The organism is Dolichospermum sp. UHCC 0260, assembly GCF_009711985.1.
In the GTDB taxonomy this organism is placed as follows: domain Bacteria; phylum Cyanobacteriota; class Cyanobacteriia; order Cyanobacteriales; family Nostocaceae; genus Dolichospermum; species Dolichospermum lemmermannii.
Map to the genome: position 1 here is coordinate 1,302 of NZ_VIKZ01000085.1, position 10,947 is coordinate 12,248.

The following is a 10,947-nucleotide window of genomic DNA, read 5'->3' on the forward strand; positions in this document are numbered from 1 at the left end:
AATTCGTACATAGTTGTAAGATAGGAAAGATCAAGTAAGCTCTAAACATACTTGCAGTTAGACGGTGAAATGATGGAAGTTCAAGAAATCAAAAAATTCCCTAAGCCCAGGAAACCAGACAGCGAATCCCAAAATTTTCAGCACGTCAAGATCCTTGACTGCAACGAACCAGTATGCAGGGTAATTTGTGAATGTTGGCACTGCAAACAAGGGATATTATGTGAGGTAGATGTATCATCTTCACAGTATTTAGAGGTAGAATGCCCAAGTTGTGGGAAAACTGCCGTAAGACTGATGGCACAAAAAGTGATTTCCACTACACCTATCCCTTCACCCTGGCAAGGATGAGTGAATTTTAGATTTTAGATTTTGGATTTTGGATTTTGGATGATACTCTTGACGGTTGAGATGTGAACTTTTACAAGATTACGAGCAACCTAGATATGTAGGGGTAAAGCGCAATGCTAAACCCCTGCGTTTTACTAAGTTATCGCCATCACCCAAAAAATGTTAAATTAATAATTCTGTCTTTAAATTAATGTAAATGACTCGCTTTATACATGATCAATTTGCTAAACAATATCTAACGGAATTATTAACGCCTTATGGAGAAGTAGAAACCAGCAAAGATATTACCGCAGAAGTCAGACAAATAGACGTATTATTTATTCCTTCACCCCAACCAACACAAAGTCTAGAAACACTAGGAATACTGGGGAAAATGGTGACAAATTATGCCATATTTGAACCATTCCGTAATGCCGTCAGCAAAAGTGAAACTCGCAGTTGTATAGGTAAATTGTTTGACATTCATGCAGACCTAGAACGGCAAGCAAAACGTAATAATACGCGAATAAATGAAGCAGAATTAGCTCAATTATGGATTTTTACACCTACAGTATCATCAGAAATCCTAGAGATTTTTCATGGGACTCTGGATGAAACAAACTGGGGAAAAGGTATTTATTTCTTGCCAAAAGGATTTAAAACCGTAGTTGTGGCGATTCATCAACTACCGAGTACACCCGAAACACTGTTTTTGAGGGTTTTAGGCAAAGGGAAAGTCCAAAGACAAGCAGTAGAAGAATTAGAAGCACTAGCCAATAATAGTCCGTTCCTTTCGGATATCATACAATTAGTACATAACCTAATTGCTGTGTTATCGGCTCGTCAGCGTCAAGAACAAGATATTGATAAAGATGATCAGGAGTTAATTATGAAATTATCGGAAATGTATCAACAACAATTAGAAGAACTGAAAAAACAAGGACTTCAAGAAGGACGACAAGAAGGACGACAAGAAGGACGACAAGAAGGTATAGAAAGAGAACGACGCGCTATGATTGAAAGTATATTGCAAGTACGTTTTGGTGCAGTTGATTCACAGTTAGCAACAATTATCAACCCTCTAATTGCAATGTCCAGAGAAGAATTCACGCCTTTGCTTCTACAATTGTCTCGTGAGGAATTATTAGCTAGATTTGAGTGAATCTTACAAAAAAAGGGAACAGGGAACAGGGAACAGGGAACAGGGAACAGGGAACAGGAAACAGGGAACAGGGAACAGGGATAAGATTCATTATTCAAAATTTTTGTCTGAAATCAGAGAACATAGACTTAGCAAGCTGAAAAATATTTATTTAATGAACCAAGAAAATAATCAAGAAAAAAGTAATTTTGTCGGGAAAAAGGGGTAATTGTTTTGCAACCCCTGGACTTTACCGCTTTAACCGCCGCTTGTAGCGAAATCCGCGCTAATTGGTTGCCTGCACGCATAGAACAGGTATATCAGCGCGATCGCTTTACCATTGCCATTGCCTTACGCACCTTAAATCAACGGGGTTGGCTAGATATTTCTTGGCATCCCCAAGCCGCCCATATTTGTATTAGTGAACCACCACCACGCGCCCCAGATACTTTTACTTTTAGTCAACAGTTGAAACACCAATTGGGTGGGTTGGCCTTAGTAGGAATTGAAGCGATTTCCCCTTGGGAACGGGTAATTGATTTACAATTTGCCCGTCGTCCTGAAGAAACAGCCCTGTATCACCTCTATGCGGAAGTGATGGGCAAATATAGTAATGTGATTTTAACTGATGCTAGTAATGAAATTATCACTGCTGCCCATCAAGTTAGTCAGCAACAATCTAGTGTTCGTCCGATTCAAACTGGACAAAATTACGAAACACCACCGAAACTGACGGGAAAAGTCCCTAATTTAAGCGAATCTCTAGAACGTTGGCAAGAACGGGTAAGTTTGGTCCCAGGGGGAATTAAACGCCAATTACTCAAAAGTTATAGTGGTTTAAGTTCGGCTTTGCTAGACACGATGCTGTTAGCGGCAAATATCATCCCAGATACGAATACTGACGAACTTACTCCCCAAGATTGGCAAAATTTATTTCAACGTTGGCAAGAATGGTTACAAGCTTTAGATTTAGGTAAATTTCAACCTGCTTGGACAGAAACCGGATATACTGTGATGGGTTGGGGTGGAGTTGCACCCACAAAGAATATCCAAGAGTTACTTTACCGTTATTATTCTGATCAACTGAATGAACAGTTATTTGTACAACTGCGTCATCAATTAAGTCAGAAATTGTTGAATATTTTGGGTAAATTACGCACCAAAGCGAAAACTTTTAGCGATCGCCTGCAACAATCAGATCAAGCTGAAGAATATCGTCAAAAAGCTGACCTATTAATGGCTAACCTGCACCATTGGCAACCAGGAATGCAGGAAATTATTCTACCAGATTTTGAAACCGAACAGCCAATAGCGATCGCTCTTTTGCCCGATAAAAACGCCGTCCAAAATGCCCAAAAGCTTTATAAACAGCACCAAAAACTCAAACGCGCCCGTGCGGCTGTTGAACCGCTACTATTTGCAGTTCAAGCAGAAATTGACTATCTCGAACAAGTAGAAGCCGCAATTTCGCAAATAGACAAATACCAAAATCCAGAAGATCTACAAGCCTTAGAAGAAATCCGTGATGAACTCATTGGGCAAAAATATCTAGAAAACTTAGAATACCGCAGCCGTAGCAGCAACGACACCCCCGGCACTAATTTTCATCGTTACCGCAGTCCGAGTGGCTTTGAAGTCCTCATTGGTCGCAATAATATTCAAAATGATCAACTGACATTCCGTGTCGCTGGAGACTATGATTTGTGGTTTCACGCCCAAGAAATTCCTGGGAGTCATGTTCTCCTGCGGCTAGAACCGGGTACAGTGGCAGAAGAAGCTGATTTACAATTTACAGCCAATCTAGCAGGTTATTTCAGTCGCGCCCGTCAAAGTGACCAAGTACCAGTAGTTTACACCCAACTCAAGCACGTCTACAAACCCAAAGGCGCGAAACCAGGACTTGTGGTTTATAAACAAGAAACGATTATTTGGGGGAAACCGCAATTGGTCCGTTGTCAGTAGGGGCGAAGCATTTGGAAGATAAATTATCGATCATTGCCAAAAATAGTTCTCCAAATGCTTCGCCCGTACAGTTGTCAGTTGTCCGTTGTCCGTTGTTATTGGGAAGAAATATTCCCCCTGCCTCCTGCCTCCTGTTCCCTATTCCCTGTTCCCTCATCTTTCCTCGAATAGAAAAGCTACTCACCGAAAGACAGATATTTTTTGAGATATTTTCATGAAAAAATTGTACTGCCTGTTACAATCTTGTTAAGAAAAGTTGCCCGTTGAATTTTGGGAACGCGCAATTTGGTTTTGACTCTACTGAGAAGACAACTCGAACAACGTTTTTTCGCTGACCAGCCTGTGGGAGGGCTGGTTTTTTTGTTACCTGAAAAACTTAGAAACTGAAAGTAGTTCTTAAAGCACCAATCACCACATTATCATTGTTATCATTGTGATCTGGGGCTGTTAGCCAAATCACAGCAGGAGTAAGGGTGATATTGTCGCTGAGTTTGTATTGATAAAATCCCTCAATGTGATAAGAGGTATTTGGATCTTTCGTAACTCCAACAACGTTAGAACTTGTGACTTTTGGTTCCATACCAACTATGACACCAGCCAAATTACCTTTTTTACCCAAATCAGGGAAACCAAGGGTAACAGCATAGTTAAAAGTATCAACTTCTCCCTTTGTCGTCAAAACCTTACTATTGGTATAACCAGCCCAACCACCAAGAACAAACTTCTTGCTAATACCTAGAGATGCTTGAACACCATAGGAATTGCTAGAAAAATTCTCACCAGAAGAGACGACACCAGAAGTTGCTGCATTACTACCAGTGAGTAATGGTTGATTGTAGGAATTGATATAAGTTAAACCAAGAGAAATGCGATCGCTTGGCTTGACAGTTAACTGCGCTAAAGCACCATAATTCCCATCAAATAGACCGTTGCCAGCAGTGGGGTTATTAGCTGTACTACTTAAATAGCCTAAACTTAAGCCGATTTTATCACCAAACTGATGGTTAACGGCTATACCTTTATCACCCAGTTGTCCATAAATCGGGTTTCTTGTCCCAAAAGTAGACACAGCCCCAAAAGCACCATCACCATCAAACAGATTGACTGTACTGGTAACATCGTCCGCTGCACCAGCATTAGCAATTAGTTTGACTTGGGTATTTTTCCCCAGAGGAAAAGCATACCATAGCCCATCTATGGTAACATCATTAGTACCAGTAGTACCAGGAAGATTGGCAAAAAATAAGTTGCCTTCTTTGGTTTTAATATCAGGGTTGTTGATATTATTACTTTGGATTCTGGTAAAAAGTGTATCTTTTCCAGTGAAACTGCTTACCAATTCCAGCCGTGTTCTTGCGCTTAAAGTAGTATTTTTATCAGTTATGTCCTCATCATTAACTAGTTTATTTGTCAGGACATCACTAACAACCGCCACAACTTGTCCTTGTAGCTTAGTGGTGGTAGAAAATTGATTAGCTTCCAATTCAGCAGTTTTGGCTTCTACTGTATCTACACGCCCTCGGAGGGTGACTAATTCTGCGGAAAATTCCTCTTGCAATTTTTGGATTGTTGCTAAGTCTTGTTTTGTCGTCAAATCAGCGGTAGCAGTAGCAATTAATTCATTGACTCGATCTAAACAGGCATTTAAACCAGCCGCAAATTCGTATCGTGACAACGCCCGATTACCCCGAAAAGTCCCGTTAGGATAACCTGCAATACATCCATAGCGTTCTACCAATGATTGTAAAGCCTGAAATGCCCAATCATTAGGTTGAACATCGGATAACTGAGATACGGAAGTAACTTGAGATACTGTCTCTTCTTGGCTATTATTAACTTGTTGTTCTGAATTAGTTGCTGGTACTGGTAATGCTTCTGCCCTTGCAACAACATTCATACATAATATGCCACTCACAACTGTTGAACTAGCAATTAGATAAGTCCAGAATTTTTGCATTTTTCCTCACACCCGTGTTTAAAGTTGATAATGCTACACTTGAATTAGTACAGCTATTAATAGTGATCTTTAATATACTACAGTCCTAAGTTAAGTTGATCACAATAAAAAGTTAAGAAATCCTTATCAACTGGAAATATTCTCAGTATACAGGAGTATTACCTGAGATTTCCAAATATTCTGTAATTCTTGATACAGTATCATTTTTCCGATAATTTATATGAGAATGGATCTCATTATGAGATATAATCCCAATGCAGTTTTATTGTCAACCTCAAACCATGAGAAGCTCTAGAGAAGTTAAAATAGATAGAAAAACCAGAAATTTCTTACCTCTGATTACCTTAATAATTTTGTCAGCAGTTTATGGATGTAACAATCCTAACAGTAGAGAGGTTGTAAAAACGGAACCAGCCCCAGTCCAAAAATCACCAAAAACTAAAGTAGTTACCACATTTTTACCAGTTTATTTGTTTACTAAAGCAGTAGCCGGAGATGTAGCAGATGTAGAAATTTTAGTTAAGCCTGGCACGGAAATACACGAATATCAAGGGACACCAGCAAACGTAAAAGCGATCGCTACAGCGAAGATATTAGTCAAAAATGGTTTAGGCTTAGAGGAGTTTTTGGCAGATACAATTAAAAATGCCGGAAATTCCCAATTAGTGGAAATTGATGCTAGTAAAGGTATTCAAGCTATTAATAAAATTTCCCCCATAGATAAAACACCAACAGGAGAACATGATCATGATCACGAACACCAATTTGGAAATCCTCATGTTTGGCTAGATCCAGTTTTAGCAAAACAGCAAATCATCAATATTCGAGATGGTTTAATTATCGCAGATCCGGTCAATAAAGTCAAATATCAGACCAATGCAGCGGCATATATTCAGAAATTAGATAATTTAAATAATGAATTTCAGCAGACTATTAAACAAACACCAAACTGCACCTTTATCACCTTTCATGATGCTTTTCCCTATCTTGCCAAACGTTATAACATTAAACAATTAGCAGTAGTAGAAATTCCTGAAAAGCAACTTTCCCCAACAGACGTGCAAAAAGTGGTGAATACAGTCAAAAAATACCAAGTTAAAGCCCTATTTAGCGAACCAGGGTTAGATAACAAATTACTCACCAGCATTTCCCAGGATTTGGGGTTAACTGTGCGGACTTTGGATTCTTTAGAAACGGGTGATACCAATCCAGAGTATTATTTTAAGGCAATGAAAACCAATTTGGAGAGTTTAGCCGCTGGGTGCAAGTAGCAGGAATATTAAAAATCTCATCATTTCCCATCTATCACAATAAATTATTGGCATCTCAAATCCTAAATTCCATGACTGACGCACAAGCAGAATTTACATTACCAATATTAAAAGTTTCCGGGTTAACAGTTTATCAAAACAGCTATTTAGCTGTGCGAGATGTTTCCTTTGAATTATTAGCAGGAACAGATACAGCTATAGTTGGTCCAAATGGGGCTGGGAAAAGTACCTTAATCAAAGCTATTTTAGATTTAATTCCTCGAAGTACGGGAACAATTGAAGTTTTTGGTCGCCCCATTTCCAGACTAGGAAATTTGCAGAATCAGTTGGGATATATGCCACAAAACTTTATTTTTGATCGCAGTTTTCCAATTTCGGTTAGTGAATTGGTGGCTTTAGGAATAGGGAATAGAAAACATTCATTTTTCTCGAAATTTTGGCAACAAAAACTGGAAACATCAGCAGCAGTCACCGCAGCTTTACACCGTACTGATGCTTATCGCTTGCGAAATCAGGCTATTGGGACTCTGAGCGGTGGTCAACTCAAACGGGTATTATTAGCTTATTGTTTGGTAACACCGCGAAAATTGTTAGTATTAGATGAAGCTTTTGCCGGGGTAGATGTCCAAGGAACAACGGATTTTTATGCTTTGTTAAATGAATTAAAACGAGAAGAGAATTGGACAGTGTTGCAAGTCTCCCACGATATTGATATGGTAAGCCGTCATTGCGATCGCGTCATCTGTCTAAATCAAACTCTTGTCTGTTCTGGTAAACCGGAAATAGCCCTTTCCCCACAAAATCTTTTAGCTACTTATGGACCAGGTTTTAGTCGCTATGAACATCATCATTAGGGAACAGGTAATTGGTAATTGGTAATTGGTAATTGGTAATAAACTATTCTTCTTTGTTCTTTCTTCTTTCTTCTTTCTTCTTTGTTCTTTGTTCTTTGTTCTTTCTTCTTTGTTCTTTGTTCTTTGTTCTTTGTTCTTTGTTCTTTGTTCTTTCTTCTTTGTTCTTTGTTCTTTCTTCTTTCTTCTTCCTCCTGAACTCCTGACTCCTGACTCCTGACTCCTGACTCCTGACTCCTGACTCCTGACTCCTGACTCCTGACTCCTGACTCCTCTTATATGACCATTAACTATCATGATTTGCTGAATTTATTACAATTTCCCTTTATGCAGCGTGCCATTATGGGTGCTGTGTTAATGGGCATTTTAGGCGGTTTATTGGGTAGTTTTGTTACTTTACGACAATTATCCTTTTTTAGTCATGCCGTTGGTCATGCAGCATTGGTAGGTGTGGCATTAGGCGTGTTACTCAACACTAATCCCACTTGGATGTTACTCCCTTTTACTTTAATTTTTGGGGTTGTTGTTCTCTACCTAATTGATAAGACTGATTTGGCTAGTGATAGCGTTCTCAGTATAGTGCTATCTGGGGCGTTAGCAATTGGTGTAATTCTCACCAGTTTTATTAAAGGATATCGCGGTAACTTAATGGGGGTACTATTTGGCGATATTTTGGCTATAGATAACACAGATTTAATTTTGACGCTATTGGTACTTGTTGGTAGTAGCGTTTTTTTATTATCAACTCTGCCACAACAGATTTTATTAACTCTTAATCCCGATGTTGCTCAAGTCCAAGGCGTACCTGTGCAATTATATCGTTATGGATTCGTTGTTTTGCTTTCCCTCGCTGTAGCTGTGGCGATTAAAGCCGTTGGTGTTTTATTAGTAAATGCGTTTTTGGTAATTCCGGCTGCTACAGCCAAACTTATGAGTCACCATTTCAGCCGCTTTCTGATTCTATCGGTGGTTGTCGGCTGTAGCAGTAGTATCGCCGGAATGATGGTTTCTGGGTTATTTAATCTAGCTTCTGGTCCGAGTATTGTTTTTGTGCAGTTTCTGGTATTTGTGACTGTGTTTACCTGGGTGAAGTTGACAATGAAGGTTAGCTAAAATTATTTTAAATAACCCCTTGACTTATCTTTTTTTCTATGCTAAATTCAATATCGGTGGTGAAGAAAAAGCCCCCTGCCGGGATAGCTCAGTTGGTAGAGCAGAGGACTGAAAATCCTCGTGTCACGAGTTCAAGTCTCGTTCCTGGCATTTTATTAAAATAGCTGAAAGCCGCTGTTAATGGGACTAGAAGTGAAGGTAAAGCTGCTGTTTTCTATGATGGTGCTACTATTCCTTTACCAGCAGAATTACCTATGGAACTAGAACTAGCAAAAGATTGACTATCCTTGATTATCAGTCATTCCTGTCAAAATAGTTAGCATTGTATGAAAAATATCACTCAAAAATACACAAAGTCAATAGCCTATTTCCGAGGTGAGTATTGGGATACAGCACTTTCCGGTTTTGTGAGGTACATATATAGCGGGCAAGATGCCCGCACTACAAGAGTTTCATAATTCAAGTTTGTATCTCATTAGAGCGAAATCTGCTGTATGTGAAGAAAGTTGTTGAGGAATTGCGCTTTGTAACTATTTTGGATAACTCTGAGGCATATTCCTTTAGACTAGGTTTCCATAGGAATATCAAAACATTGAAAATGGAGACTAGGACAAATGCCTACGGTAAATTTATGTTGCCATGAGTTTGTAGTTGCTATTTCCTCCGTCGCTTGTATTGTCGGTCTATGGTTACTCAAGAATCACAATCAAGCTATAGATGATTTTCAAGAAACAGAACAAAGTCTTTTAACAATGAGCTTTGCTTACTGGTTAGTGTATTGCATCGCCTTTGGGATGGAAAAAGTATTTTTATTCAATTGGGAAGCTGTAATTATAACTTTGAGAATTACTACAGCTTTGTCATATTTCTTAACATTTTCTTGTATCTTGAGTTTGCCGTTACATAAATTTGCAGTTCATAAAATTGAAGAATAATCAAAAGTCAAGGTTAGAACTATATTTAGCTCCAACCTTGCTATTGTAAATTCATAATTTAGGCAATTCTCATAGCAATAGCGATAGCGAAGCGCTCCGTAGGAATCGCACCTTCGAGTTGTTCCTGGAGTAAAGTTGTAAGGATAAATACCTCTTGCACAGTTTTGCCTTGACGAGCAATGATTTTATAACCACCGCGAATGGGTACAGACACACGCAACTGCATTTTTGGTGCATGACCTCTAGCTCTACCAATCACCGCAGGTGTCACCGTCCCAATACCATCCTCTCGACACAAACGTTCTAGAATAGGAATTAGACCGGGAATATGGGTAGAGTGATTCCAAACTAGCCTACCATCGGTGGGTTTAGACATAATGATTAGGCTGCTTCCAGGGGAGCCATTGTCAACCCAGCCCGACGGAGTTGTTGGTGGTATAATTCCGCTTGTTCTTGGGGTCCTGTCCAGACAATTGCTTGTCCTTCATGGTGGACTTGATTAGTGAGATCCCAAGCGAGATCCCCCGACATTCCCGGAATATACTTCATTAAACACTCAGCTACGTGCTGGAAAGTATTGAAATCATCATTCAATACAATTACCTTGTAATTAGGATAGGTTTTCCGAGTCACTTGATTAACTCGGTCAGGTGTCACAGTCGGTGCTGAAGCCATACTGTACACATCTGCAAGTCTTGTCACCATAGAAAAATCAGCCAAAAACGACGTTGTACAAACTGACATTAGAAATAACTAGTTTAATCCATTGCTGACTGAGTTAGTAGTCAGACACAAGCCGATAATGGTAAAAATATTAATTTATATCTATGAAGTAATTGACATTTTACCTTTTAAGAACTTCCTATATGAGATATAGAATACAATTGAACTAAGAATATATAAACCTATAATTAGGTGCGAAAATGAACACCTTTCTCCTCTATACAAGCGACTTTCATGCTTGGACTCAAGAACAGGTTAATTTACTCAAAACTCAACAATGGGATACATTAGATGCTGTCAACCTAATTGAAGAATTAGAAACCTTGGGAAGAAAAGAAAGACAAGAATTCAGAAATAGATTAGCTGTGTTGCTAGGACATCTATTAAAATGGCAATTTCAAGCAGAAAAACGGAGTAGTAGTTGGTTGAGTACAATTCGAGAACAACGGATTCAAATCAAACTACTTTTACAAGATAGTCCCAGTTTAAAACCTTATTTAGAAGAAGTATTTCTCACCGCTTACGAATTAGGTTTAGCATTGGCAATGAGAGAAACCCAATTAGGTCAACAGGTATTTCCCGAAATATGTCCTTACACTTGTGAACAAACCCTCAATTCTGAATTTCTACCAGATTAAGCTTTATTTAGATCCCCGACTTCTTGGAG

The 10,947-nt window shown here is 39.0% G+C and carries 13 protein-coding genes and 1 tRNA gene; 10 read left to right on the forward strand and 4 right to left on the reverse strand.

The genetic code is table 11. From position 1 onward, the window contains the following. Positions 1–72: 72 nt before the first annotated feature. The 4 genes from FJR08_RS23865 to FJR08_RS21770 all read left to right on the forward strand — a co-directional run bounded on the left by FJR08_RS23865 (position 73) and on the right by FJR08_RS21770 (position 3,430). Positions 73–348 carry a hypothetical protein gene (locus FJR08_RS23865; RefSeq protein ID WP_168634568.1) on the forward strand — a complete coding sequence of 92 codons (276 nt, stop codon included), beginning with the start codon at positions 73–75 and terminating at the stop codon, positions 346–348. 196 nt (positions 349–544) lie between these two features. Continuing rightward, on the forward strand, positions 545–1,489 hold the full coding sequence (locus tag FJR08_RS21760) for a hypothetical protein (RefSeq protein WP_168634560.1): 945 nt from the start codon (positions 545–547) through the stop codon (positions 1,487–1,489). Then, entirely contained in the window at positions 1,482–1,697 is a 216-nt protein-coding gene (locus tag FJR08_RS21765) for a hypothetical protein (RefSeq protein WP_168634558.1), read from the forward strand. Before FJR08_RS21760 ends, FJR08_RS21765 begins: the two co-directional genes overlap by 8 nt. 5 nt (positions 1,698–1,702) lie before the next feature. Then, positions 1,703–3,430, forward strand: coding sequence for an NFACT family protein (locus tag FJR08_RS21770; protein WP_168634561.1), 1,728 nt, complete (start codon positions 1,703–1,705; stop codon positions 3,428–3,430). A 376-nt stretch (positions 3,431–3,806) separates the two neighbouring features. On the opposite strand, the gene FJR08_RS21775 is transcribed toward FJR08_RS21770, so the two are convergent. Beyond that, positions 3,807–5,387 (reverse strand): iron uptake porin, encoded by a 1,581-nt coding sequence (locus FJR08_RS21775; RefSeq protein WP_168634562.1) that lies wholly within the window; start codon positions 5,385–5,387, stop codon positions 3,807–3,809. Positions 5,388–5,668: 281 nt separating this feature from the next. Between FJR08_RS21775 and FJR08_RS21780 the strand changes: the two genes are divergently transcribed. Together FJR08_RS21780 and FJR08_RS21785 are read left to right on the forward strand one after the other, a co-directional pair. Continuing rightward, positions 5,669–6,658 (forward strand): metal ABC transporter solute-binding protein, Zn/Mn family, encoded by a 990-nt coding sequence (locus FJR08_RS21780; protein ID WP_168634563.1) that lies wholly within the window; start codon positions 5,669–5,671, stop codon positions 6,656–6,658. Between the two features lie 71 nt (positions 6,659–6,729). Then, positions 6,730–7,512 carry a metal ABC transporter ATP-binding protein gene (locus tag FJR08_RS21785; RefSeq protein ID WP_168634564.1) on the forward strand — a complete coding sequence of 261 codons (783 nt, stop codon included), beginning with the start codon at positions 6,730–6,732 and terminating at the stop codon, positions 7,510–7,512. Here FJR08_RS21785 and FJR08_RS21790 read toward each other — a convergent pair. After that, complete coding sequence (locus FJR08_RS21790; RefSeq protein WP_168634565.1) at positions 7,465–7,806, reverse strand: hypothetical protein; 342 nt, start codon at positions 7,804–7,806, stop codon at positions 7,465–7,467. The two genes, FJR08_RS21785 and FJR08_RS21790, sit on opposite strands and share 48 nt — an antisense overlap. Here FJR08_RS21790 and FJR08_RS21795 point away from each other — a divergent pair. The 3 genes from FJR08_RS21795 (at position 7,789) to FJR08_RS21805 (ending at position 9,557) form a co-directional block, all read left to right on the forward strand. Beyond that, positions 7,789–8,622, forward strand: coding sequence for a metal ABC transporter permease (locus tag FJR08_RS21795; RefSeq protein WP_015078684.1), 834 nt, complete (start codon positions 7,789–7,791; stop codon positions 8,620–8,622). The two genes, FJR08_RS21790 and FJR08_RS21795, sit on opposite strands and share 18 nt — an antisense overlap. A 77-nt stretch (positions 8,623–8,699) precedes the next feature. Continuing rightward, a tRNA-Phe gene (locus FJR08_RS21800) sits at positions 8,700–8,772 on the forward strand. Positions 8,773–9,236: 464 nt separating this feature from the next. Next, on the forward strand, positions 9,237–9,557 hold the full coding sequence (locus FJR08_RS21805) for a hypothetical protein (protein WP_168634566.1): 321 nt from the start codon (positions 9,237–9,239) through the stop codon (positions 9,555–9,557). Between the two features lie 58 nt (positions 9,558–9,615). On the opposite strand, the gene FJR08_RS21810 is transcribed toward FJR08_RS21805, so the two are convergent. After that, positions 9,616–9,933 (reverse strand): DUF2103 domain-containing protein, encoded by a 318-nt coding sequence (locus tag FJR08_RS21810; RefSeq protein WP_015078686.1) that lies wholly within the window; start codon positions 9,931–9,933, stop codon positions 9,616–9,618. A gap of 5 nt (positions 9,934–9,938) precedes the next feature. Then, on the reverse strand, positions 9,939–10,262 hold the full coding sequence (gene clpS, locus FJR08_RS21815) for an ATP-dependent Clp protease adapter ClpS (protein WP_148766963.1): 324 nt from the start codon (positions 10,260–10,262) through the stop codon (positions 9,939–9,941). Between the two features lie 218 nt (positions 10,263–10,480). Between clpS and FJR08_RS21820 the strand changes: the two genes are divergently transcribed. Beyond that, on the forward strand, positions 10,481–10,918 hold the full coding sequence (locus FJR08_RS21820) for a DUF29 domain-containing protein (protein WP_168634567.1): 438 nt from the start codon (positions 10,481–10,483) through the stop codon (positions 10,916–10,918). Positions 10,919–10,947 lie beyond the last annotated feature (29 nt).

Excerpts from the sequence above, each read along its gene's own strand:
- clpS (WP_148766963.1), bottom strand. The coding sequence starts at position 10,262 with ATGGTGACAAGACTTGCAGATGTGTACAGTATGGCTTCAGCACCGACT.
- FJR08_RS21820 (WP_168634567.1), top strand. The coding sequence starts at position 10,481 with ATGAACACCTTTCTCCTCTATACAAGCGACTTTCATGCTTGGACTCAA.
- FJR08_RS21780 (WP_168634563.1), top strand. The coding sequence starts at position 5,669 with ATGAGAAGCTCTAGAGAAGTTAAAATAGATAGAAAAACCAGAAATTTC.
- FJR08_RS21805 (WP_168634566.1), top strand. The coding sequence starts at position 9,237 with ATGCCTACGGTAAATTTATGTTGCCATGAGTTTGTAGTTGCTATTTCC.
- FJR08_RS21795 (WP_015078684.1), top strand. The coding sequence starts at position 7,789 with ATGACCATTAACTATCATGATTTGCTGAATTTATTACAATTTCCCTTT.
- FJR08_RS21790 (WP_168634565.1), bottom strand. The coding sequence starts at position 7,806 with ATGATAGTTAATGGTCATATAAGAGGAGTCAGGAGTCAGGAGTCAGGA.
- FJR08_RS21785 (WP_168634564.1), top strand. The coding sequence starts at position 6,730 with ATGACTGACGCACAAGCAGAATTTACATTACCAATATTAAAAGTTTCC.
- FJR08_RS21810 (WP_015078686.1), bottom strand. The coding sequence starts at position 9,933 with ATGTCTAAACCCACCGATGGTAGGCTAGTTTGGAATCACTCTACCCAT.
- FJR08_RS23865 (WP_168634568.1), top strand. The coding sequence starts at position 73 with ATGGAAGTTCAAGAAATCAAAAAATTCCCTAAGCCCAGGAAACCAGAC.
- FJR08_RS21775 (WP_168634562.1), bottom strand. The coding sequence starts at position 5,387 with ATGCAAAAATTCTGGACTTATCTAATTGCTAGTTCAACAGTTGTGAGT.
- FJR08_RS21760 (WP_168634560.1), top strand. The coding sequence starts at position 545 with ATGACTCGCTTTATACATGATCAATTTGCTAAACAATATCTAACGGAA.